Below are 23,088 nucleotides of genomic sequence, written 5' to 3'. Positions count from 1 at the left end.
GACCTCACCCCGCGCGGAACGGCGCCAGTACGTCCGGGCGGACGCGGACCGGCCGGCCGGTTTCGCGATCGAGCATGGCCCAGGTGGTCGCGGCCGAGACGATGACCTTGCCCGCCGCATTGCGGAAATCGACCCGCCGCATCGACGTCGCGCCGCGCGGTTCGCCTTCGATCCAGGTCTCGCCGACCACCTGCTCGCCCTCGGCCACATTGCCGCGATAATCGATCTCGTGCCGGGTCACGACCCAGACATAGGCCTGCGCGTGACCGGGCTGCGCCGCTGCATCCCAGTGTGCAGTCGCGATATCCTGCACCCACTGGACCCACACGGTGTTGTTGACGTGGCCCATCACGTCGATGTGCCCGGGCCGCGCGGCAAACGTCAGGCGGAACGGCCCACTCATTCCCCGGCCTCCGGGGCGCCGCCGGGGTTTTCGCCGCCGGTACCGGCCGGCGGCGCCAGCCCCATCTGCCACAGGATGAAGGCGAATTCCTCGGCCGCTTCCTCCAGGCTTTCGAACCGGCCCGACTTGCCGCCGTGCCCGGCGCCCATGTTGGTCTTGAGCAGCAGCTCGTTGCTGTCGGTCTTCAACGCGCGCAGCCGGGCGACCCACTTGGCCGGCTCCCAATAGGTCACGCGCGGATCGTTCAATCCGGCGGTCACCAGCATCGGCGGATAGGCCTGCGCGCGGACGTTGTCGTAGGGGCTGTAGCTGCGGATCAGCTCGAACGCGGCCCTGTCCTCGATCGGATTGCCCCATTCGGGCCACTCGCCCGGCGTCAGCGGCAGGCTGGCGTCGAGCATCGTGTTGAGCACGTCGACGAACGGCACATGCGCCACGACCGCGCCCCACAGCGCGGGATCGGAATTGACCACTGCCCCCATCAGCTCGCCGCCGGCCGACCCGCCCGAGATCGTGACTTTGCCCGCTTCGGTATAGCCGCGCGCGATCAGGCCTTTCGCCACGTCGACGAAATCGTTGAAGGCATTGGTGCGCCGCTCCAGCTTGCCCGCCTTGTACCAGGCGCGGCCCAGATCGTCGCCGCCGCGGATATGGGCGATGGCATAGGCGAACCCGCGATCGACCAGGCTCAGCCGGGTGGTCGAAAAGCCGGGCGGAACGGCGATTCCGTAAGCGCCATAGCCGTAAAGGTGCAGCGGCCCGGGGCTTTCGCGGTCGGCGCGATAGAGGATCGACACCGGAACCGGCGTGCCGTCGCGCGCCGGGACCGCGATCCGCTCCGTACGATAGAGCGAGGCGTCGTAGCCCGTGGGGATCTCCTGCACTTTCAGCGTTTCGAGCCGCCGCTCGGCGACGTGATAGTCGTAGACGGTCGAGGGGCTGACCATGCTTTCGTAGGAGAGGCGCAGCCGGTCGGTCGCGAATTCGGGATTGTTGGCGAGGCCGGCGCTGTAGCTTTCTTCGGGGAAGGCGATCGGTTCGACCCGCCCGGGATCGCCGTAATAGCGGACCGCGATCGTATCGAGGCCCGCCTGCCGCCCCTCGACCACGTAGAAGTCGCGGAACAGCGCGAAGCCGGTGAGGTAGAAGTCGTCCGACCCCTCGATCGCCGTCGTCCAGTCGGACGGATCGGCGAGCGGCGCGGTCGCGAGGCGGAAGTTCTCGTGCGTGTCGTTGGCGTGGACGAACAGCGTCTCACCATTCGTATCGACGTCGTACTCGACGCCCTTGCGCCGCGGGCGGACCAGCAGCGGTTCGGCCAGCGGATCGTCGGCGGGGGCCAGTCTGACCTCGCTCGTTTCGTGATCGCTGGTGCCGATCACGATCCATTTCTCGTCCGCCGAAAGCGTCGAGCCGACGCGGAAGCCCTCGTCGTCCTCGTGGTAGAGTTCGACATCCTCTTCGACAGGCTTGCCCAGCCAGTGGAGCCGCGCGTTGTCGGTCCGCCACTGTTCGTTGGCGAGCGAGTAGACCAGCCCGGTGTCGCCCGCGACCCAGACCAGTGCGGAGAGCGTGCCGGGAATCTCGTCGGGCAGCAGCGCGCCGGTCGCGAGGTCCTTGATTCGCACGGTGAATCGTTCGGACCCGTTGTCGTCGACCGAATAGGCCAGCTTGCTGCCATCCTGGCTGACCGACAGCGCGCCGACGCGGAAATAGGGCTTTCCTTCGGCCAGCGCCGGCTCGTCGAGAATCAGCTGATCCGCGCTGCCGTCGTCGGGCGCGCCGACCGGGCGACGCCACCATTTCTTGTATTCGGCGCCTTCCTCGAACTCGATCCAGTAGAGCCAGTCGCCGTCCTTCTGCGGGACCGACTTGTCCGCCTCCTTGATCCGGGCGCGCATTTCCGTGAACAGCGTGTCGACCAGCGGGCGGTGGGGCTTCATCCGCGCTTCGAACCAGGCGTTCTCCGCCTCCAGGTGGGCGATCACCTCCGCGTCGTCCACCACCGGATAGCCGGGGTCGCGCAGCCAGGCGTAATCGTCGGAAATCTCGTGCCCGTGATGCGTTGCTTTCACGGGCCGCTTTGCCGCGATCGGCGGCCCGGATACGGATTGTTCGGTGGCATGATCCATCCCGCGCCTCTATGTGGGCCACGAAAGGACCGCAACCATGCTGATGCAAACCCACGAAGCCCGTCTCACCGCCCTGCGCGAGGAACTGAAGCGACGGGGGCTCGACGGTTTCGTCGTTCCGATCTCCGACGAACACATGAGCGAGTACATCGGCGGCTATGCCCAGCGCCTCGCCTGGCTGACCGGCTTCGGCGGTTCGGCCGGGAGCGCGGTCGTGCTGGCGGACAAGGCGGCGATGTTCGTCGACGGACGCTACACGATCCAGGTGCGCGAACAGGTCGACGGCAAGCTTTACGACTATTGCCTCGTCCCGCAGGTCTCGATGGGCAAGTGGATCGCCGACAATGCGCCCGCCGGGGCGAAGATCGGTTTCGATCCCTGGCTCCATACGAAGGGCTGGGCCGATCAGGTGGGCCAGGCGCTGGCGAAGAAGGGCAGCGAACTGGTCGCGGTCGACAGCAATCCGGTCGATGCCGTGTGGGACGATCGGCCCGCCCCCTCGGCCGCCCCTGCGCTGGTCCACGCGGACGAACACGCCGGCCGCCCGAGCGCGGAAAAGCGCGCCGAAGTGGCCGACTGGCTGAAGGAGGAAGGCTACGACGCGGCGGTGATCTCGGCGCTCGATTCGATCGCCTGGCTGCTCAACATCCGCGGCACCGATGTCGAGCGCACGCCGGTCGCGCTCTCCTACCTCATCGTGCACAGCGACGGCACGGCCGAACTGTTCATCGCGCCCGAGAAAGTGACGCCCGAGCTGGAACAGCATCTCGGCAACGCGGTGACGATCCGCCCGCGCGATGCCTTCGACGGCGCGCTCGGCGCGATGAAGGGCAAGACCGTTTCGGTCGATCCCGACTACGGCGTGGCCGCGATCTTCCGCCTGCTGGAAGGCGCCGGCGCGACGCCTGTGGCCGAGCGCGATCCGGCGATCCTGCCCAAGGCGATCAAAAACCCGGTCGAGCAGCAAGGGCACCGCAAGGCGCAGGAGCGGGACGGCGCGGCGGTGGCGCGCTTCCTCCACTGGCTGTCGGTCGCGGCGCCCGAGGGCGGCGAGACCGAGCTGTCGGCCGCCGCCAAGCTGCAGGAATTCCGCCAGGCAACCGGTCTGCTGAAGGACAACAGCTTCGACACGATTTCCGCCGCCGGGCCGCACGCGGCGATCCCGCATTACCGGGTCGACGAGGAATCGAACCTGCCGATCGAGCCGGGCAGCATTTTCCTGTGCGATTCGGGCGGGCAATATCTCGACGGGACGACCGATATCACCCGCACCGTGTGGATCGCCGCGCCCGACGGCTCGCGCGAACCCTCGGCCGAGCAGAAGGACCGCTTCACCCGCGTGCTCAAGGGCCATATCGCGATCGACCGCGCGGTCTTCCCGCAAGGCACCAACGGCAGCCAGCTCGACGCCTTCGCCCGTCAGTTCCTGTGGCAGGCCGGGGTCGACTACGGCCACGGCACCGGCCACGGCGTCGGCAGCTACCTCGGCGTGCACGAGGGGCCGCAGCGGATCGCCAAGTCGAGCGGCGGCCAGGCCGGCACGGGGCAGGAGCTGTTCGCCGGGATGATCCTCTCGAACGAGCCCGGTTATTACAAGGGCGGCGAATACGGCATTCGGATCGAGAACCTCGTGCTGACCGTGAAGCGCGAGATCGACGGGGCCGAGGGCGACTGGCTCGGCTTCGAACCGCTGACGTTCGTGCCGATCGACCGCACCCTGGTCGACCGTTCGCTGCTGACCGAGGACGAGATCGCCTGGTGGAACGACTATCACGCGAAGACCCGCGCGATCCTCGCCCCGCAGCTCGAAGGCGAGGCGCTGGCCTGGCTGGAGGAGGCGTGCCGGCCGCTCTAGCCCCGTCCGGCCCACCGCCGCAAAAAGGCATTTCCTATACCCCGATGTTCTGCTAATGTTCTCCTCACTGGCGATTCGCTGTCGAGGAGAGGGACGATGATCGGTTACGTAACGCTGGGCACCAACGACCTGCAGGGCAACGCGCCGTTCTACGATGCCATCGCGGAAGAGATGGGCGTGGGGCGGATGATGGATTTCGACAGCTACATCGCCTGGGGCCGGCCCGGCGGCGGCGCGGGCGTGGCCCTGACGAAGCCGTACGACGGGAAGGCGGCGAGCGTCGGCAACGGCACGATGGTCGCGCTGGAGGCGAAGGACGAAGCGCAAGTGAAGCGGCTTTACGAAATCGCGCTGGCGAACGGCGGCAGCGACGAAGGCGCTCCGGGTCCGCGGGGCGAACCCGATGGCGACGGAAGCACATTCTACGCCGCCTATTTCCGCGATCGCGACGGCAACAAGCTCAACGCCTTCTGCATGGTGCAAGCCTGATGGCGGGCCAGCCGATCGCCCGCTTTCCGATCCATCTGGGCCGGGGCGGCACCGCCGTCGCCCAGCCGGAATTCACCGGCATGGCGTGGTATGGCGATTATGTCGCACGCCATGCCGAAGACGGGGCGGAAGGGCGGCTGGTGAGCCTGTTCCATTTCGCCGAATCCTGGGATTCCTGGGAAATGCACCCGGCGGGCGACGAAGTCGTCCTGTGCCTGGAAGGGGAGATGACGCTGCATCAGGAACATGCCGACGGTTCGGCCGACACCGTGACCCTGGGTGCGGGCGAATATGCGATCAATCCCCCCGGCACCTGGCACACCGCGGATGTCGAGGCGGAGGCCACGGCGCTCTTCATCACCGCCGGCGAAGGCACCGAGCACCGGGCGCGCTGACTGCCTTGCCCGTGCGTGAACGCGCGGGCAGCGGTGCGACAATCCGCGACAATATCGCCCCGATCCGGGATAATCGTGCGACACTGCGCCGCTAGAACAGGCACTCTGAGTTGCGAGCGTCGCCGGGTCGACCTCCCTCCCCCTCCGGCGACCTCGCAGCTCAACCCTCTTCTTCCCGAGCGGAGCATTGACCATGAGAACGATCGCCCTTTCCCTTTCCGCCGCCGCCGCGCTCGCGCTGGCCGGCGGGTCCGCCCTGATGGCTCGGAACGACAGCGCGCCGCGCGGCCCCGATGCCGACGGCAACGGCGCGATCACCCGCGCCGAAATGCGCGCCCATGCCGACCGGTTCTTCGCCCGCCTCGATGCCAACGCCGACGGCAGAATCGATGCCGACGACCGCGCCGCGCGCCAGGCGCAACGCTTCGCGCGGCTCGACGCGGACGGTAACGGCGAGGTGACCCGGGCCGAAATGGATGCGGCGCGGGCCGAAAGGCGCGAAAAGCGCGCCGAGCGCCGCGAAGCGCGCGAAGAGCGCCGGGCCGAGCGCCGCGCCGAACGGTTTGCGCGGCTCGATGCCGACGGAAGCGGCGGGATCTCGCAGGCCGAGATGCAGGCCGCACACGAAGCGCGCGGCGACAAGGCCCGCGAAGGGCGCCGCGGCCACGGCCGCAAGGCGGGCCGCCACGGCGGCAGGATGACCGGCATGGCCATGCTGCGCCGGGCCGACACCGATGGCGACAAGGCCGTGAGCCGCGCCGAATTCGACGCGGCGGTCGAACAGCGCTTCGCCCGTGCCGACAGCGACGGCGATGGCGCGATCACCCGGGCCGAGCGCAAGGCCGCGCGCGACGCCATGCGCGAACGGATGAAGCAGCATCGGGCAGCGCGCCAGCCGGGCTGAAGCCATGCGCTTGATCCACACCATGGCGCGGGTCTAGGCCCCGGCGATGAGCGACCCCGCCCCCATTCGCTTGCTGCTCGTCGACGACGAGGCAAGCCTGCGCGAACCCCTGGCGGACTATCTTGCCCGCCAGGGGTTCGCCGTGCAGCAGGCAGCCGGCGCTGCCGCGGCGCGCAGCGCCATGCTGGCCGAAACGCCCGACCTTGTCCTGCTCGACATCATGATGCCGGGCGAAGACGGACTGTCGCTGTGCCGCCACCTGGTCGAAACGCGCGAGATCCCGGTCATATTCCTGACCGCGAAGGGCGAAGCGACCGACCGTATCGTCGGGCTGGAAATTGGCGCTGACGACTATGTCGTCAAACCGTTCGAACCGCGCGAGCTGGTCGCCCGCATCCGTTCGGTCCTGCGCCGCGCAAGCCGGCCGGCCGCGCCGGCCGACGACGATGCGCACTACGTCTTCGAAGACTGGCGGCTCGACCCGCTCAAGCGCAAGCTGACCGATCCCGAAGGCGCGGTGGTGCCGATTTCCACTGCCGAATTCCGCTTGCTGCGCGCGTTCCTCGATCACCCGCGGGCGGTTCTGGACCGCGACAAGCTGCTCGACATGGTTCAGGGGCGGGAAGCGCATCTGTTCGACCGAGCGGTCGACAACCAGGTCAGCCGCCTGCGCCGCAAGATCGAGCAAGACAGCCGCGACCCTCACTTTATCCTGACCGTGCGCGGGGGCGGTTATCGCTTCGCGGCGGACGTGCGCCGCGTCGCGCAGGATCGGGGCTAGGCCATGCGCCTGTGGCCGCGCAGCCTGATGGGCCAGATGCTGCTGGCCGTGGCCGCCGTCCTGCTGCTCGCCCAGGCCATTTCGGCGGGCTTGCTGTGGCGCGCGGCCGAGGCGCGGCGGGAGGCGGCGGTGATGAACGCCGCGGCCTTTTCGCTGGTCGTTCGCGGCCAGCCGCGCGCCGAAGGCGACGCAGAGCAGCCGCGCAGGATCCGGCGCGATGCCTCCGGGCGGGTCGTCCGCGCGCTGCGGATCGAGCGGATGCCCGCGTTTGCGCCCCTGCCGGGCGATGTCCGCGACGACGATCGAACCGCCACGCTGCGTTCGCTGATCGAAAGCCACGGAATGGCGGTGGGCGACCTGATCGTGGTCGAACGCCCGCTGGCGCGCGATCCGTTCATCGAAGACCGTCCCCGCCTGCGCGCCCGGCTGCTGCGCCGGGACGGGCCCGACCGGCGAATGGTCGTCGCCGCCCTCCGGCAACCGGACGAGGGCGACTGGATCGTCGCGCGCGTGCCCATCCCTTCGCCCCAGCGCGGGGTGCTCAGCTCGATCGTCGTCCAGACGCTGGTGATCTACATCCTGCTCGTCGGGCTGCATTTCCTCCTGCTGCGGCGGATCACCCGGCCGCTCGCGGCGCTCACCGCGCGCACGGAGAACTTCGCCCGCACGCAGAATGCCGACGGCCAGCTCGCCCCGCGCGGCCCACACGACGTGCGCCGGCTGATCGCCGCGCACAACGCGATGGAAGCGCGCATCGCGGCGCTGCTCGATGAAAAGGACGTCATGCTCGGCGCGATCGGGCACGATCTCAAGACGCCGCTCGCCGCGCTGCGCGTGCGCATCGAATCGGTGGAAGACGAAGGCGAGCGCGCGAAGATGGCCGCGGGGATCGAGGATATTACCCGCTCGCTCGACGACATTCTCTCGCTCGCCCGCGTCGGCCGCGCGAGCGATCCGCCCGAGCGGGTCGATCTCGCCGCCCTGACCGCCGCCGTCGTCGAGGAGTTCGAGGACATGGGCGATCCGGTCGCGCTGGGGACCACGGTGCGCGCCGCGCTGCCGGTCCATATCACCTGGTTGCGCCGGGCGCTGCGCAACCTGATCGCCAACGCCGTGCGCTACGGCGGCGGGGCCGAAGTGTCGCTATTGCGCGAGGGCGGCCATGTGGTGCTGCGCGTCGAGGACCGCGGCCCCGGCATCCCGCCCGACCGGATCGCCGACATGCTGGAACCGTTCACCCGCGGCGAAGCCTCGCGCAACCGCGCGACCGGCGGCGCCGGCCTCGGCCTCACGCTCGCCCGGGCGATCGCCGAACAGCACGGCGGCGAACTGGTTCTGGCAAACCGCGAGCAAGGCGGGTTGCGCGCGGAAATCCGGCTGCCTGCAGGCTGACGCAGCCGGGGCGCTAGCGCATCAGGCCGCCGATCAGATTGCGCACGAACCGGCCCGCGAGCGGCCCGGCAAGATCGGTCGCAATCGACCCCAGGCCCGAAGTGGCGGCGGTCTTGATCGGATTGGCCCGCGACCGCTTGCCGGTGATCGTGCTGGCCGCGATCGCCGCGCCCGATCCGGTGGCGGCGCCGATCGCGCGCTTCATCGCCTTGCTCCAGATCGACGGGCTCCTGCGCGGGCGTTTCTCGACCTCTTCGCGGCCCTTTTCCTCCACTTCCTCGGCCGTGGCGGCGGCATCGGCGGCTTTCTGTGCCAGAACCTCCTCCGCACTCTCGCGGTCGATCGCGGTGTCGTATTTCCCCGCGAACGGGCTGACCGATTGCACGATGGCACGCTCTTTCGCACTCACCGGCCCCAGCCGGCTGCGCGGCGGCTTGATCAGCGTGCGCTGGACCACCGATGGCGCACCGTCTTCGAGCAGGGTGGAGACCAGCGCCTCGCCCACTTTCAGCTCGGTGATCGCTTGCTCGACGTCCAGGTCCGGGTTGATGCGGAACGTCTCGGCCGCGGCGCGAATCGCGCGCTGGTCGCGCGGGGTGAAGGCGCGCAGGGCGTGCTGGACCCGGTTGCCCAACTGGCCCGCCACGTCTTCGGGAATGTCGATCGGGTTCTGGGTGACGAAGAACACGCCCACCCCTTTCGACCGGATCAGGCGCACGACCTGTTCGATCTTCTCCTCCAGCGCCCTGGGCGCATCGTCGAACAGCAGGTGCGCCTCGTCGAAGAAGAACACCAGCTTCGGCTTGTCCGGGTCGCCCACTTCGGGCAGGCTTTCGAACAGTTCGGCGAGCAGCCACAGCAGGAACGTGGCATAGAGCTTGGGGCTGCGCATCAGCTTGTCGGCGGCGAGCACGTTGATATAGCCGCGCCCCTGCTCGTCGCACTTCAGGAAATCGTCGATCTCCAGCGCCGGCTCGCCGAAGAAGCGATCGGCCCCCTGGCTTTCGAAGCTCAGCAACTGGCGCTGGATCGCGCCGACGCTGGCGCGGCTGACATTGCCGTATTTCGCGCTCAGTTCCTTCGCGTTCTCTGCGCAGTGCGCCAGCATCGCCTGAAGGTCGCCGAGGTCGAGCAGGAGCAGGCCGTTGTCGTCGGCATAGCGGAACGCGATCTGCAGAACGCCTTCCTGCGTGTCGTTGAGATCGAGCAGGCGCGCGAGCAGGAGCGGGCCCATTTCCGATATCGTCGTGCGGATCGGATGGCCCTGCTCTCCGTAAAGATCCCAGAACACCGCCGGATTGTCGGAATAGGCATAGTCGGCCATGCCCAGTTCCTGCGCGCGCGCCTCGAGCTTGTCGGCGTGCTTGAAATCGGGCGAGCCGGCCATGGCAATACCCGACAGGTCGCCTTTCACGTCGGCGACGAAGACCGGCACGCCATTGGCGGAAAAGCTCTCGGCCAGGCCCTGCAGGGTCACCGTCTTGCCAGTGCCGGTCGCCCCGGCGATCAGCCCGTGCCGGTTGGCGCGCGAGAGGTCGAGAAACTGCTTCTCTCCATTGTCGGCCAGACCGAGAAATATTTCACCCACTGCGCGAACCTCCCGCCTCGATGCCGCCATGGCATGGCCCACCCCGTCGGGGGCGGTCAAGTTCCCGGCTTGGCCTATTTTCCCGCTGGCCCTAAGGCTGGCCGAATGCCGGACCGGGTTCCCTTTGTATTGCTGGACGATGCGCGCCGCGAAAATGCCGCCGATGCGCATCTATACGAAGATCCGGCCGAGATCTTCGTCGCGCGCCGTCCCGGCGAGGTCGAAGCCGTGCTTGAGGCCGCCGACACCGCGCGCGCGGAACGCGGCGGATGGCTGGCGGGCTTTATCGCCTACGAGGCGGGGCTGGCGCTCGAACCGAAGCTGATGCCGCTCGCCGAAGCGCGCAGCGGCGCGGCCGGGCCGCTCGTTTGGCTGGGCCTGTTCGCGCAGGAGACGGTCATCCCCGCGGCCGAGGTCGAGGCGTGGATCGCCGGGCGCGCGGCAGGGGAGGCGTCGCTCGGCCCGCTCGATCCGCAGATATCGACAGGCGCCTATCTGGCGGCGTTCGACCGGTTGCAGGAGGCGATCCGCGCGGGCGACATCTACCAGGCAAACCTCACCCTGCCGCTCGCCGGGTCCTATCGGGGGGACCCGCTTGCGCTCTACGCCGCGCTGCGCCCGGCCGCGCAGGCAGGCTATGGCGGGGCGGTGTTCGACGGGCAGCACTGGTTGCTCAGCCTGTCGCCCGAACTGTTCGTCTCGCTGAAAGGGCGCGAGGCCAGGGCCAAGCCGATGAAAGGCACGCGCCCGCGGGCGGACGATCCGGCCCGCGATCGCGCGCTGGCCGAAGACCTCGCCGGATCGGCGAAGGACCGGGCCGAGAACCTGATGATCGTCGACCTTCTGCGCAACGATCTCAGCCGCGTGGCGGAGCCGGGCAGCGTCCGGGTCGACGCGCCGTTCGCGGTCGAAAGCTATCCCACCGTGCATCAGATGGTGACCACGGTGCGCGCGACGATGGCCGAAGGGCGCGGCGCGGCGGACTTGGTGCGCGCGATGTTTCCCTGCGGTTCGATCACCGGCGCGCCCAAGATCCGCGCCATGGAACTGATCGCCGAAGTCGAGCGGGACGCGCGCGGGCCCTATTGCGGGGCGATCGGCCGGATCGGCCCGGCCCAGGCTGGAACCGGGGGCGACGCCGCGTTCAACGTCGCGATTCGCACCCTGCGGCTGACCCCGGTCGAGAACGGACAGGGCAGCGCCGTGCTCGGCGTCGGTTCGGCGATCGTGGCCGACAGCGAGCCGATGACCGAATGGCGCGAGGCGATGCTGAAAGGCGATTTCGCACGGCGCAGTTCCGCCACCCGGCGCGCGCCCGGCTTCGACCTGATCGAAACGATGCGCTTCACGCCCGAGGACGGGATCGCGCTGATCGAGGGGCACCTCGAACGGATGAAAGCCAGCGCGGCCGCGCTCGGCTTCGCTTTCGACCGCCACGCGGCGCGCAATCGCATCCAGGCCCTGTGTTTCGAGCTGGAGCGCGAATCGCGCGTGCGGCTGCTGGCATCGCGCAGCGGCGCGATTGCGCTGGAAGCGAGCGACATGCCACCCGCGCCCGAAACCCCGATCCGCTGCATCGCCCTGCCGCTACCGGTCGATCCGGGCGACTGGCGGTTGCGGCACAAGACCACCGACCGCGGTTTCTACGAAGAAGCCCTGGCCGTCGCGCGCGAGGCCGGGGCGCAGGAGGCGGTTTTCGTCCGCGACGACGGGCTGGTGACCGAAGGCAGCTTCACCAACGTTTTCTGCAGCCGCGGCGACAGGCTCGACACCCCGCCGGCCAGCCTTGGGCTGCTGCCCGGTATCGGGCGCGGCGCCCTGATCGCCGCAGGACGGGCGCGCGAGCGCGAACTGACGCTGCGCGATCTCGAAAGCGGATTTCTGGTCGGCAACGCCCTGCGCGGCCTGCTACGGGCTGAGCTTGTATGACAATCGACATTCTCTTCGAAGACGGCGAGGCGCTGGTGATCGACAAGCCCGGCGGGCTGCCGATCGAACGCCCGCGCAAGGGCGGCGCATCGCTGGAAGACCACCTCGACAGGCTGAAGCTCGGCTTCCAGCGCGCGCCGGTTGCGGTGCACCGGCTCGATACCGACACTTCGGGCTGCCTGCTGCTGGCGCGCAATCCGAAGGCGCTGAAACGATTCGCGCGGGCTTTCGAAGAACGCCTGGTGACCAAGCGGTATCTCGGCATTCTCGACGGCGAGCCGGCCGACGACGCGGGAACGGTCGAACTCGCGCTGAGCAAGATCAGCAGCGCGGAAAAAGGCTGGCGGATGATCCCGGCGCGCAAGGGCAAACCTTCGCTGACCCACTGGCGCGCGATCGCCCGCAATGGCGGACGCACTCTGGTGGAGTTCACTCCCGAAACCGGCCGCACGCACCAGATCCGCGTTCATGCCGCCAGCGGTATCGGCATTCCGCTGCTGGGCGATCCGGTCTACGGCACCGGCAAGGGCGCGGCGCGCACGATGCTTCATGCCGCGAGTCTGATCGTCCAGCGCGCGGCGAAACCGGCGATAGAGGCCGCGGCTCCCCTCCCGCCCGATTTCGCAGCACTGGGTTTTGCCGATGGGTAGAATCCTCGATCGCGCGCTCGAGATCGCGGAGGAGAAGTTCATCGCCGCAAGCGGCCCGGGCGGGCAGAACGTCAACAAAGTGGCGACCGCGGTGCAGTTGAGAGTCGACGTCTTCGCCCTGGGCATGCCGCCCGAAGCGTTCGAGCGGCTGAAGGAAATCGCCGGCAGCCGCCTGACCCAGGGCGGCGAGATCGTGCTGACCGCGCGCGAATATCGCACGCAGGAACAGAACCGCGAAGCGGCGCGCGAACGGCTCGCGGCACTGCTCCGCGACGCGCTCACCCCGCCGCGCAAGCGAGCCAAGAGCCGCGTGAACCGCGTCGGCAAGGTCAAGCGGCTCAAGGCCAAGAAGGCGCGCGGCGCGGTCAAGGCCGGGCGCGGCAAGGTCGATTGGTAGGCACGCGCGCTTGACTTTCGCCGGTGAATCGCGCAATGGCCGCGCCGGAAGGGCGGTGCCGTGCGCGCCGCCTGTATTTTTTCGGGCAGGTCCGGCGACACCGGATTGCCCCTGTCGATCTTTAGGAACACGCCATGGCGAAGCCCGCAACCGTCAAGATCAAGCTCGTCTCGACTGCCGACACGGGCTTCTACTACGTGACGAAAAAGAATCCCCGGAACATCACCGAGAAGATGACCTTCCGCAAGTACGATCCCGTCGCGCGCAAGCACGTCGAGTTCAAGGAAGCGAAGATCAAGTAAGCTGAACCATCGGAACCGGATGAATTCAGCGGCGGTTCAATGCTCCAGCCCTAATCGACGGAGCATGACAGTGCACAAGATCACGGTAGACCCGCTGCGCCGCCTGGCGCACCGCTTAGCTTCCTTCCGGGCCGCCGGTCTGCCGCGCGTCTCCGCGCTCGCAGCCGCACTGGCGCTGGCCGTGCCTGCCGCGCTGATGGCGCCCGCCGCGCCGGTTGCTGCGGCCGAGGGCGATCTCGATCGTGCGGTTGCCGCCCTGCGCGGTATTTCGACGATGAAGGCCGACTTCACCCAGACCGACCGCAAGGGTCGCACGGTCTCCGGCGTGATGACGCTCAAGCGGCCGGGCAAGATCCGCTTCCAGTACGAAGACGGCGTGCCGCTGCTGCTGGTATCCAACGGCAAGTCGTTCACGATGATCGATTACGAGGTGAACCAGGTCGAGCGCTGGCCGATCTCCGATTCGCCGCTCGGCGCGCTGCTCGACCCGGCGCGCGACGTAAAGCGCTACGGCAGGCTCGTGCCGACCTCTCACCCGAATGTTGTCAGCGTCGAAGTCCGCGATCCCGACAAGCCGCAGTTCGGGGTGATCACCCTGATCTTCACGCGCAATGCCTCCGCCCCCGGCGGGCTGGAACTGACCAACTGGGTCGCGCTCGACGTGCAGAACAATCGCACGACCGTGCGCTTGCGCAATCATCGTTACGGCATTTCGGTGCCCGACAGCGCGTTCACCTATCGCGATCCGCGCCGATCCACCCGCCGCCCGCGCTGAACGCCTTCGCGTCGCGGCGTTCGCCGTTTGCGACGAGATGCCGGCCCCCGTTCATGGGTTAGAAAGCCACCGATGCCTATCTTGGCCTTCGCAAGACGGCGCGAGACGGGTTTCCCCCCTGTTGCCCTGATCTCGCAAGAGAAAAGCCGTCTTGTCACAGCGTGACGAACGCTAACATGGAACCCTCGTGCCAATGCCCCCGGCACGAGGGTTTTTTGTTGCCGCGCCGCCGGCAACCGGGTGCGATGCCGCGCTTCGCTGGCTTGCCGCTAGCGGCCCGGGCACCTAAGGCCGGGCCATGCTGTCTATCGCCACCTGGAATATCAATTCGGTCCGCCTGCGTATCGGGCAGGTCAAGCGCGTCATCGAGGAACAGGCGCCCGACGTTCTCTGCCTGCAGGAAATCAAGTGCCAGGAAAGCCAGTTCCCGGCGCAGGCGCTGGCCGACATGGGCTATGTCCATCAGGCGGTCCATGGGCAGAAGGGCTATCACGGCGTGGCCACGGTCAGCCGGGTGCCCTTGCGCGAGTTTTCCCGCCACGACTGGCAGGACAACGGCGAGGCGCGCCACGTCGGCGTCGAGCTGCTCGGCCCGGGACAGGGCATGGTGCTGGAGAATGTCTACATTCCCGCCGGCGGCGATGTCGCCGACCGCGAGGTCAACCCCAAGTTCGGGCAGAAGCTCGACTTCCTCGAACGGATGACGCGCTGGGCCGATGCGATCGACCGGCCGACGCTGATCGTGGGCGATTTCAATATCGCCCCGCTGGAATGCGACGTCTACGATCACAAGGCCCTGCTCAAGGTCGTCAGCCATACGCCGATCGAGGTGGAAACGCTCGGCCGCTTCCGTGACGCGCATGGCTGGGTCGATCTCGGCCGGACATTTATCCCCGCGCCCGAGCGCAACTATTCCTGGTGGTCCTATCGCAGTTTCTGGCGCCAGAAGGATCAGGGGCGGCGGCTCGACCACATGTGGGCCAGCCCCGACCTCGCGAAGCAGGCAACCGGCCACCGGTTCGTGGAGGAAACGCGGCGCTGGGACAGCCCGAGCGACCACGTTCCGCTCATCACGGAGTTCGATCTCTGAGCCTGCCGCCCGCATCCGGCCCCTCGCCCGCGCGGCGGGTGGCGCAGGCGATCGACGCCCTGCGCCACGGCTGGCCGCTGGCGATGGACGGCGGGCCGCTGCTGCTGCCGGTCGAAACGGCCATCGCGCGGCAGGCGCGGGCCGACCGCATGCTGATCTCCGCCGCGCGCGCCGAAACGCTCAAGCTCGCCAACCAGCGCGAGGCCGCCGAACCGCATGCTCCCGTGCTGATCCACGGCGCGGAACCGTTCGACCTGGCGGCGGCCCTGCCGGTGGCGGACCCGGCGCTCGACTTGCGCTCGCCGCTCAAGGGCCCTTTCCGCGCGGAGGAGATCGCCTGGACCGAGCACGCCGTTGCCGCGCTCGAACTCGCGCGGATCGCCGGCATTCTCCCGGCCTTTCTGGTCGATCCAGAACAGGCGGGCGAAGCGCAGCCGGTCGCGCCATCCGACCTCGCCGCCTGGGCCGACGCCTCGGCGCTGACGATATCGACCCGCGCCCGGCTGCCGGTTTCGGCGAGCGAAGATGCCGAGATCGTCGTCTTCCGCAGCGCCGACGATATGCGCGAGCACGTCGCACTGATTATCGGCACGCAGCGCTCCGACACGGCGCCGCTGGTGCGGTTGCATTCCGAATGCCTGACCGGCGATATCCTCGGCAGCCTCAAATGCGATTGCGGGCCGCAGCTCGACGCCGCGCTCCACGCGATGGCGCACGAGGCGGAGCGCGGCGGCTGGGGCGTCCTACTCTATCTGCGGCAGGAAGGCCGAGGGATCGGCCTGGTGAACAAGCTGCGCGCCTATCGCCTGCAGGACCAGGGTTTCGATACGGTCGATGCCAATCGCCGGCTGGGTCTGCCGGACGAGGCGCGCGATTTCCCGGTCGCGGCGCGAATGCTGGAGCTGCTGGGCGTTCCCGAGATCCGGCTGATGACCAACAACCCGGCCAAAGTCGACGCTCTCGCCGCCAGCGGCATCGCGGTGGCCGAACGTATCCCGCATCAGTTGCCGGACAATCCGCACAACGCGCGCTATCTCGCGACCAAGCGCGACCGGTCGGGCCACTTGCTGACATGAGCGTCACAATCCGCCCCGAACGCGCCGGCGACCAGAGCGCGATCCGCAATCTCGTGAGCGCGGCCTTTGCCGGCACGCCGCACAGCGACGGCAGCGAGCCGGACATCGTCGATGCCCTGCGCGCCGACGGCGATCTGGCGATCTCGCTGGTGGCGCAGGAGGGGCTGGACATCGTGGGCCACGCCGCCTTCTCGCCGGTCTCGATCGCCGATGGCAGCGCGGGCTGGTACGGCCTCGGCCCGGTCGCGGTCGCGCCCGAGCGCCAGCGGCGCGGAATCGGGGCCGCCCTGATAGAACGGGGCATCGCCATGCTGCACGAGCGCGGAGCGGCAGGCTGCGTGGTCCTGGGCGATCCGGCCTATTACAACCGCTTCGGCTTCGCGCACGACCCGGCGCTCGCTTATCCGGGCCCGCCGCCCGAGTATTTCCAGCGCCTCGTCATCGGGGGTGGCGCACCGCGCGGCATCGTGACTTACGCCCCCGCTTTCGGCTGAACGGACCGGTCTGGAGTCGTTTTCATTGAGGCGCGGCCAGGCCGGTGCCGCTTCAGCTTAGAACAAGACGACTCTAACGCAGCTGGCTGTCCTTGCTGCCGCGCCGGTTGATGCCGGTGGACCTGATCGCCGCGTCCCGCTCGGACTGGCAGGCGACGCAGGTGCGGACGCCAGGGAGGGCCTCACGGCGTTTCTCGGGAATTTCCTCGCCGCACAGGTCGCAGAACTCGGCGCTCTCGCCGCGCGGCATTCGGGTGCGTACCGCCTGCACCGCGTCGCTCACGGTATCGTCGATCTGGTCCTGAACGGCCCCGTCGCGGGCCCAGCCACCTGCCATCGGAATATGTCCTTTCGCGCCTACAACCGGTATGGCGCGCCGGCGGTTCCGGTCAACGCCGCTCGAACCGCCGGATGCCGGGGCCGAGCGCATTGTCGCCGATCGCCAGCCGGGCGCCGGTCCAGTCGGCAACGAAAGTCGAGCTGCGTTTCAGCGCGGGCACGAAACGCGCGTCGTTGCCGGCGATCTGCAACCCGTCCGAGCTGTGGTTGATGTCTTCCGCCCCCACGGCGATGAAGGCGGAGTAGTTCTCCTTGTCCCGGCCCTGGACGAACCAGTTGTTGGTGATCTGGCCGGTGGCGCCTGCGGGAAGGTCGATCATGTAATTGGTCCCGCGCCCGGCCGAATCGTCGAAACTGGAAGCGGCAATCTCGACCCGGCCCGCGCGCGCCTTGACATAGTGCCCCCCGGTGCCCCGTTCGAAGCGGCTGCGGGTGACGCGCAGGTGGCCATAGTCGCCCACATAGATCGAATGGGCGCAACCGCCCGAACCTTCGCAGGTGCCGAGACCGGAAAAGGTCGATTTGTCGATCACGATCCGGCCCGAAGGATCGTCCGCCGTCAGGATACCCTGCTGGCTGTCGGCGAACCACGACTGCGCGACGGTGAGATTCCCCCGCTCCAGCCGGATGCCGGCCCCGTTATGATCGGGCACGGCCATGCGGCGGAACACGAGGCCGGAAACTTCCGCCGCGCGCCCGCGCAGCACGAGCGCGGCCTTGCCTTCGCAAGTCTTCCCTTCGAACATGGCCTTGCCCGGTTCGGCGGCGAGATAGGCGATCGATCCGCCTTCCTGAACCGCGCACTGGCGATAGGTTCCACTGGCGATCGCAATCGTGCCGTCGCCGTTTCCGATCGCGTCGACCGCCTGCTGAAGCGAGGCGTAGCCAGCCCCGGTCTCCACCACGGTAAACGGCGCCGGGCCGGGTTGGGCAAACAGCGCAGCAGCGGGAATCGCGGCAACGGCCAGAGCGCCGATGGCAGCGGCAAGCGCGACGGAGTGGCGGGCGGGCATGGTGCGGACACAGGTATCCATGGCGTCCGGGTTAAGCGCAAGGGGTTAACGCCCGGCTAAACCCCGCGACGCCGCGCACGGTTCAGTCGCCGGCCGTATCGGCGGGCGGCCTGCCCCGGCGTGGCGGGGCAGTGGGGCGCACCTCGATCCCGCGTTCCTTCAACGCCTCGCGCAGCAGCACCTCGATCTGCGCATTGGCGCTGCGCAGTTCGGTGGCAGCCAGCCGCTCGACCGCGGCGTGAACCGCGGGATCGAGACGGAGGGCAAAGGCTTTTCTGGCAGGCATCGATCGGGCCGAAACAGCTTTACTGGTAGAGCGAGCCCGCGTTGACAACGGGATGCGCCTCTCGGTCGCCGCAGAGCACGACCATGAGGTTGGAAACCATTGCCGCGCGGCGCTCGTCGTCGAGGTTCACGATATTGTCCTCGCTGAGCTTGGTCAGCGCATCCTCCACCATGCCGACCGCGCCCATCACCAGTTTCGCGCGCGCGGCGATCACCGCCTCCGCCTGCTGGCGGCGCAGCATGGCGCTGGCGATTTCCGAAGCATAGGCGAGATGGGTCAATCCGGCCTCGTCGACGAGAATGCCGGCAACTCTCAATCGTTCGTTGAGTTCTTCCAGCAGCTCGCGATTGACCACATCCGCGCTGCCACGCAGCGTCACTTCCTCGTCCTCGAAATCGTCGTAGGGATGGCGCGAACCGACCGTGCGCAGCCCAGCTTCGATCTGGATGTTCACGAATTCCTTGTAATCGTCGACGTCGAAGCTGGCCTGCGCCGTGTCGGCGACGCGCCAGACGACGTTGCAGGCGATCTCGATCGGATTGCCGCGCAGGTCGTTGATCTTGACCCGTTCCGAATGGATATTGCGCGCCCGGACGGAAATCTTGCGCCGCATCATCCACGGCCAGACCCAGCGCAACCCCTCGCGCCGCTCGGTCCCGCGATATTCGCCGAACAGCGTGATCACCGCGGCCTGGTTGGGCTGGATCATGAAGAAGCCGCCCAGGACGAACAGCAGCAGGATCGCCGACCCCGCCATCGTTCCGACGAACAGCAGCTTGTCCGCCCGGTCCGCGCCGTAGCCCGGCGCCGCAGCGACGATCGCCCAGGCCGCCAGCGCAGCCAGCGCCAGCAAGACGAGCAGCATGAGATAGCCGCTATGCGAATGCGCCTCGCTTTCGCGGCTGATGTTCATTTTCTTGAGAAGATCGGACATGGCGGACTCCTTATCGATATTATTATGATATCATATTTATATCGAAACGGGGAACGCGTCAATGTCGCCGGATCGTATCGAGGAAGCGCGCGCCATAGGCTTCCAGCTTCTTCGCCCCCACCCCGCCGATTTCGCCGAGTTCGGAGAGCGTCGCGGGCCTGCGCGCGGCCATCTCGCGCAAGGTGGCGTCGTGGAACACGACATAGGGTGGCACCTGCGCCTCCAGCGCAAGTTCGCGGCGCAACTCGCGCAAGGCGTCGAACAGCGGGTCGCCGACCGGGTTGGGGCTGGCATCGCGCCGCCGGCGGCGTTCCGCGCGCGGGGGGACGACGATGGCCACCGCCTGCTCCCCTTTCAGGATCGCGCGGGCATCGCCGCCCAGCGCAAGCCCGCCGTGTTCGGTCGCCACCAGCGCCCCGCGCGCCTGCAGCGCGCGGGCCAGCGGCTGGAGCAGGCGCGCCTCCTCCCCCTCGACAATGCCGAATACGCTGAGCCTGTCGTGCCCGCGCTGGCGCACCCGTTCGTCCTCGACGCCGGTGAGCACTTTCTGCAGGTGCCCGAAGCCGAATGTCTGCCCGGTGCGATAGACGGCCGAGAGCAGCTTGCGCGCCGCCTCCGTCGCGTCGGTCACTTTCGGGGGAGACAGGCAGTTGTCGCAATTTCCGCACGACGGCGGCGGGTTCTCGCCGAAATGGCGGAGCAGGACGGCGCGGCGGCATCCGGCGGTTTCGACCAGCCCGGCAAGGGCGTCGAGCCGCGCACGCTCGCCGGCGCGGCGCCTCTCCTCCACCTCGGCCAGCCGCTGGCGCGCGGTGGCGAAGTCGCCGGCCCCCCACAGCATGACCGCGCGCGCCGGATCGCCGTCACGCCCGGCACGGCCGGTTTCCTGGTAATAGCCTTCGATCGACTTGGGGATGCCGGCGTGGGCCACGAAGCGCACGTCGGGCTTGTCGATCCCCATCCCGAACGCGACCGTGGCGACGATCACCATGTCCTCGCTGGCCACGAAGGCCGCCTGGTTTTCCGCGCGGGTCGCCGGGTCGAGGCCCGCGTGATAGGCCCGCACCGGGCGCCCGGTCGCGGCGGCGAGCTTTTCCGCCAGATCCTCCACCTTGCGGCGCGTGGGGGCGTAGACGATCCCCGGCCCCGCCTCTTCCGCCATCAGCGCGGCGAGCTGTCGCACCGGGTTGTCGCGATGGCGCATGGCATAGCGGATATTGGGCCGGTCGAAACCGGCGAGCACCAGTCCATCGGGCGGAATGCCGAGCTGGTCGAGAATGTCGGTTCGGGTATGGGCGTCGGCGGTCGCGGTAAGCGCGAGGCGCGGCACTTGCGGGAACGCATCCATCAATGGTCGCAACTGGCGATAGTCGGGACGGAAATCGTGCCCCCATTCGGAGACGCAATGCGCCTCGTCCACCGCGAACAGCGCCAGCGGGGCGGACGCGAGCAGTTCGCGGAAGCCCGGCTGGCTGGCGCGTTCGGGCGCGACGTAGAGCAGGTCCAGCGCGCCCGCGCGAAAGCGATCGATCGTCTCGCGCCAGTCCGAATCGACGCTGGTCAGCGTCGCCGCCTCGATCCCGTTGGCGCGCGCCGCGCGAAGCTGATCGTGCATCAATGCGATCAGCGGGCTGACGACCACGCATGTGCCCGGCAGCATTGTCGCCGGCAGCCGGTAGGTCAGCGACTTTCCCGCGCCGGTGGGCATCACGGCCAGGGTCGATTCCCCGGCCAGCACACGCGCCAGCACCTGCGGCTGCACCCCGCGAAAATCGTCGAAACCGAACAGCCGGCGCAGTTCCGCCCGTGCGCGTTCGAGTCCCCGTTCGCCCTGCCATGCCGTAGCCATCGCGCACCGCCATGGCATAGCCGGGCCGCGACGTGAACGGCGCGGCCGCCACTTTTGCAGATTGCGGTTGAAATGTGGCGGGGGTAGGAGTGGGACGATCCGCGCCGTCCGGCGCCGTACCACGGAGAGTATCGATGAAGAAATTCGCTCTTGCCTTCGTTCCCGCCGTTTTCGCGCTCGCCGCTTGCGGCAGCACCGAAGACGCATCGGCCGATGCCGAGGCCGACACTGTCGAAATGCCGGCCGACGAAGCGCTGGAACCGGTGACCGAAGAACCGGTCGACGCCCCGGTCGCCGAACCTGTCGCGCAAGAGACGGATGCAGCGGCCGACGCGGCGGCTGCCGATGCCGATCAGGCGGCCGAAGCGGCAGCCGCTGCCGCGGCGGACGTCGCGGCCGAAGCCGCGGCGGCTTCGGAATCCGCGCAGTAACCCCCGGCGCCTGCCGGTTCGCCGGCAGGCCGGGCCATGGGCAAGGCGGGCGAATCGTGCGATGCGATTCGCCCGCTTTTCCTTTGCCCGCGCTTCGCTATGGTGCCCGCCGATGAGACGGTTCGCCCTGTTCCTAGCGCCCCTTCTGCTCGCGTCCTGCGGACCGGCCGACAACGAACCCGGCCCCGGCGGGGTGACGGTGGGCGAGGCCAAGGCCCTCGACGAAGCGGCCGAAATGCTCGAACAGCGCCGCCGTTCCATCGAAGAGGCCGGCGCTAACGCCGAACCGCCGAAGGACGCCAGTATCCAGCCTCCTCCCCAGGCCGCGAACTAGCCACGCTTTAGCGAAAGGACGAGACAAGATGGCCGCATCCGGCATGGACCCCGAACTTTTCCAGCAGTTCATCGACCAGCTCGAACGCTACGTGCGCGAGCGGTTGATCCCGGCCGAGGGGGAAGTCGTCGAAAACGATGCGATTCCGGAACCCGTCGTGTCGGAAATGCGCGAGATGGGCCTGTTCGGCCTGACCGTGCCCGAAGAATTCGGCGGCGCCGGCCTCAATACCGCCCAGTATGCGCAGGTCGTGCGGACGATGGCCTATGCCGCGCCGGCGTTCCGTTCGATCTTCTCGATCAACGTCGGCATGTTCAATTCGGCGATCAAGAACGGCGGGACCGAGGCCCAGCAGGCCGAGTGGTGGCCGCGCATCGCGGCGGGGGAGATCGCCTGTTTCGGCCTGACCGAGCCGGGATCGGGCAGCGACAGCGCGGCAATGCAGACGACCGCGCGGCGCGATCCCTCCGGCTCCGGGTGGATACTGAACGGCACCAAGCGCTACATCACCAATGCCCCGCAGGCGCAAGTCGGCCTGATCATGGCCCGCACCGAGAAGGAAAACCTGCCCAAGAACGCCCATGTCTCCGCGTTCATCGTGCCGATGGATACGCCGGGCGTCTCGGTTGGCAGCGCGGACAAAAAAATGGGGCAGGCCGGTGCGCAGATCGCCGACATTATCCTGGAAGACGTGCACGTCCCCGACGATGCGCTGCTGGGCGGCGAAACCGGCAAGGGTTTCGTCTTCGCGATGAAGAGCCTCGACAACGGCCGCATTTCGGTCGGCGCGGCGGCGACCGGCTATGCCCGCCGTGCGCTCGATTCGGCGCTGCGCTATGCCACCGAGCGCAAGGCGTTCGGCGAACCGATCGCCAACTTCCAGCTGATCCAGCAGATGCTGGCCGAAAGCGAGACCGAGATCTACGCCGCCGAAGCGATGATGGCCGATGTCACCGCGCGCGCCGATGCGGGCGAGAACGTCCTGCGCAAGGCCGCGGCGTTCAAGGTCTTCGCTTCCGAAATGTGCGGGCGCGTGGTCGACCGCGTGGTCCAGATATACGGCGGGGCCGGCTATCTGGCCGAATACGATGCCGAGCGCTTCTTCCGCGATGCGCGCATCTATCGCATTTACGAAGGCACCACGCAGATCCTGCAGTTGCAGATTGCCAAGCACATGTTGCGCGACTTCGCCGCCAACACCTGACAAGCTGGCTCCGATGCCGCCCGCGGCGGCGTCGAGAGGAACGTCA

General features: G+C 68.3%; 25 protein-coding genes. 17 read left to right on the top strand and 8 right to left on the bottom strand.

Translation table 11 applies throughout. The annotated features are described in order from the left end of the window. Positions 1-4: 4 nt before the first annotated feature. Both V5F89_RS04420 and V5F89_RS04415 read right to left on the bottom strand, forming a co-directional pair. Positions 5-403: an acyl-CoA thioesterase gene (locus V5F89_RS04420; RefSeq protein WP_338447038.1), complete on the bottom strand. Its 399-nt coding sequence runs from the start codon at positions 401-403 to the stop codon at positions 5-7. Beyond that, complete coding sequence (locus V5F89_RS04415) at positions 400-2,535, bottom strand: S9 family peptidase (RefSeq protein ID WP_338447037.1); 2,136 nt, start codon at positions 2,533-2,535, stop codon at positions 400-402. The genes V5F89_RS04420 and V5F89_RS04415 overlap by 4 nt, the downstream gene beginning before the upstream one ends. A gap of 37 nt (positions 2,536-2,572) precedes the next feature. Here V5F89_RS04415 and V5F89_RS04410 point away from each other — a divergent pair, with 37 nt between their 5' ends. From V5F89_RS04410 to V5F89_RS04385, 6 genes are all read left to right on the top strand, one after another. Continuing rightward, positions 2,573-4,390, top strand: coding sequence for an aminopeptidase P family protein (locus V5F89_RS04410; protein WP_338447036.1), 1,818 nt, complete (start codon positions 2,573-2,575; stop codon positions 4,388-4,390). 96 nt (positions 4,391-4,486) lie between these two features. Continuing rightward, the gene (locus V5F89_RS04405; protein ID WP_338447035.1) at positions 4,487-4,879 is read left to right on the top strand and encodes a VOC family protein; all 393 of its coding nucleotides are present in this window, start codon (positions 4,487-4,489) and stop codon (positions 4,877-4,879) included. Further along, complete coding sequence (locus V5F89_RS04400; protein WP_338447034.1) at positions 4,879-5,274, top strand: cupin domain-containing protein; 396 nt, start codon at positions 4,879-4,881, stop codon at positions 5,272-5,274. The genes V5F89_RS04405 and V5F89_RS04400 overlap by 1 nt, the downstream gene beginning before the upstream one ends. A 193-nt stretch (positions 5,275-5,467) precedes the next feature. Then, positions 5,468-6,178: a hypothetical protein gene (locus V5F89_RS04395; RefSeq protein ID WP_338447033.1), complete on the top strand. Its 711-nt coding sequence runs from the start codon at positions 5,468-5,470 to the stop codon at positions 6,176-6,178. Between the two features lie 46 nt (positions 6,179-6,224). Beyond that, positions 6,225-6,959, top strand: a complete 735-nt coding sequence (locus V5F89_RS04390) for a response regulator (RefSeq protein WP_338447032.1) — start codon at positions 6,225-6,227, stop codon at positions 6,957-6,959. 3 nt (positions 6,960-6,962) lie between these two features. Next, positions 6,963-8,351 carry a sensor histidine kinase gene (locus V5F89_RS04385; RefSeq protein WP_338447031.1) on the top strand — a complete coding sequence of 463 codons (1,389 nt, stop codon included), beginning with the start codon at positions 6,963-6,965 and terminating at the stop codon, positions 8,349-8,351. 13 nt (positions 8,352-8,364) lie between these two features. Here the strand turns inward: V5F89_RS04385 and V5F89_RS04380 are convergent, their stop codons facing one another. Then, the gene (locus V5F89_RS04380; RefSeq protein WP_338447515.1) at positions 8,365-9,939 is read right to left on the bottom strand and encodes a helicase HerA-like domain-containing protein; all 1,575 of its coding nucleotides are present in this window, start codon (positions 9,937-9,939) and stop codon (positions 8,365-8,367) included. A 105-nt stretch (positions 9,940-10,044) separates the two neighbouring features. Here V5F89_RS04380 and pabB point away from each other — a divergent pair, with 105 nt between their 5' ends. From pabB to V5F89_RS04340, 8 genes are all read left to right on the top strand, one after another. Next, positions 10,045-11,868: an aminodeoxychorismate synthase component I gene (gene pabB, locus V5F89_RS04375; protein WP_338447030.1), complete on the top strand. Its 1,824-nt coding sequence runs from the start codon at positions 10,045-10,047 to the stop codon at positions 11,866-11,868. After that, positions 11,865-12,518, top strand: coding sequence for an RNA pseudouridine synthase (locus V5F89_RS04370; protein ID WP_338447029.1), 654 nt, complete (start codon positions 11,865-11,867; stop codon positions 12,516-12,518). The genes pabB and V5F89_RS04370 overlap by 4 nt, the downstream gene beginning before the upstream one ends. Then, a complete protein-coding gene (arfB, locus tag V5F89_RS04365) occupies positions 12,511-12,915 on the top strand; it encodes an alternative ribosome rescue aminoacyl-tRNA hydrolase ArfB (RefSeq protein ID WP_338447028.1) in 405 nt (134 codons plus the stop codon). Before V5F89_RS04370 ends, arfB begins: the two co-directional genes overlap by 8 nt. A gap of 134 nt (positions 12,916-13,049) precedes the next feature. Further along, entirely contained in the window at positions 13,050-13,217 is a 168-nt protein-coding gene (gene rpmG / locus V5F89_RS04360) for a 50S ribosomal protein L33 (protein WP_067682697.1), read from the top strand. Between the two features lie 196 nt (positions 13,218-13,413). Then, the gene (locus tag V5F89_RS04355) at positions 13,414-13,992 is read left to right on the top strand and encodes an outer membrane lipoprotein carrier protein LolA (protein ID WP_338447514.1); all 579 of its coding nucleotides are present in this window, start codon (positions 13,414-13,416) and stop codon (positions 13,990-13,992) included. Between the two features lie 298 nt (positions 13,993-14,290). Continuing rightward, a complete protein-coding gene (locus V5F89_RS04350; protein ID WP_338447027.1) occupies positions 14,291-15,082 on the top strand; it encodes an exodeoxyribonuclease III in 792 nt (263 codons plus the stop codon). Between the two features lie 38 nt (positions 15,083-15,120). Next, on the top strand, positions 15,121-16,158 hold the full coding sequence (ribA, locus tag V5F89_RS04345) for a GTP cyclohydrolase II (protein ID WP_338447026.1): 1,038 nt from the start codon (positions 15,121-15,123) through the stop codon (positions 16,156-16,158). Beyond that, positions 16,155-16,652 carry an N-acetyltransferase gene (locus tag V5F89_RS04340; protein ID WP_338447025.1) on the top strand — a complete coding sequence of 166 codons (498 nt, stop codon included), beginning with the start codon at positions 16,155-16,157 and terminating at the stop codon, positions 16,650-16,652. Before ribA ends, V5F89_RS04340 begins: the two co-directional genes overlap by 4 nt. Before the next feature lie 73 nt (positions 16,653-16,725). Here V5F89_RS04340 and V5F89_RS04335 read toward each other — a convergent pair whose 3' ends face one another. The 5 genes from V5F89_RS04335 to recQ form a co-directional block, all read right to left on the bottom strand. Next, positions 16,726-16,989 carry a DksA/TraR family C4-type zinc finger protein gene (locus V5F89_RS04335; RefSeq protein ID WP_338447024.1) on the bottom strand — a complete coding sequence of 88 codons (264 nt, stop codon included), beginning with the start codon at positions 16,987-16,989 and terminating at the stop codon, positions 16,726-16,728. A gap of 52 nt (positions 16,990-17,041) precedes the next feature. Further along, positions 17,042-18,025, bottom strand: coding sequence for a right-handed parallel beta-helix repeat-containing protein (locus V5F89_RS04330; protein WP_425334371.1), 984 nt, complete (start codon positions 18,023-18,025; stop codon positions 17,042-17,044). Positions 18,026-18,086: 61 nt separating this feature from the next. Continuing rightward, positions 18,087-18,290 carry a toxin-antitoxin system HicB family antitoxin gene (locus V5F89_RS04325; RefSeq protein WP_338447023.1) on the bottom strand — a complete coding sequence of 68 codons (204 nt, stop codon included), beginning with the start codon at positions 18,288-18,290 and terminating at the stop codon, positions 18,087-18,089. Between the two features lie 19 nt (positions 18,291-18,309). Further along, complete coding sequence (locus V5F89_RS04320; protein WP_338447022.1) at positions 18,310-19,224, bottom strand: SPFH domain-containing protein; 915 nt, start codon at positions 19,222-19,224, stop codon at positions 18,310-18,312. Positions 19,225-19,282: 58 nt separating this feature from the next. Further along, positions 19,283-21,073 carry a DNA helicase RecQ gene (gene recQ / locus V5F89_RS04315; protein ID WP_338447021.1) on the bottom strand — a complete coding sequence of 597 codons (1,791 nt, stop codon included), beginning with the start codon at positions 21,071-21,073 and terminating at the stop codon, positions 19,283-19,285. Between the two features lie 134 nt (positions 21,074-21,207). Between recQ and V5F89_RS04310 the strand changes: the two genes are divergently transcribed. The 3 genes from V5F89_RS04310 to V5F89_RS04300 all read left to right on the top strand — a co-directional run bounded on the left by V5F89_RS04310 (position 21,208) and on the right by V5F89_RS04300 (position 23,042). Next, positions 21,208-21,504, top strand: coding sequence for a hypothetical protein (locus V5F89_RS04310; protein ID WP_338447020.1), 297 nt, complete (start codon positions 21,208-21,210; stop codon positions 21,502-21,504). Positions 21,505-21,616: 112 nt separating this feature from the next. Continuing rightward, a complete protein-coding gene (locus tag V5F89_RS04305; RefSeq protein WP_338447019.1) occupies positions 21,617-21,838 on the top strand; it encodes a hypothetical protein in 222 nt (73 codons plus the stop codon). Positions 21,839-21,866: 28 nt separating this feature from the next. Beyond that, the gene (locus V5F89_RS04300) at positions 21,867-23,042 is read left to right on the top strand and encodes an acyl-CoA dehydrogenase family protein (RefSeq protein ID WP_338447018.1); all 1,176 of its coding nucleotides are present in this window, start codon (positions 21,867-21,869) and stop codon (positions 23,040-23,042) included. Positions 23,043-23,088 lie beyond the last annotated feature (46 nt).

This window comes from Pelagerythrobacter marensis, assembly GCF_036700095.1.
Lineage (GTDB): Bacteria > Pseudomonadota > Alphaproteobacteria > Sphingomonadales > Sphingomonadaceae > Pelagerythrobacter > Pelagerythrobacter marensis_A.
The sequence above is the reverse complement of the archived record's forward strand: the minus strand, read 5'-3'. Positions and strand labels throughout refer to the sequence as shown.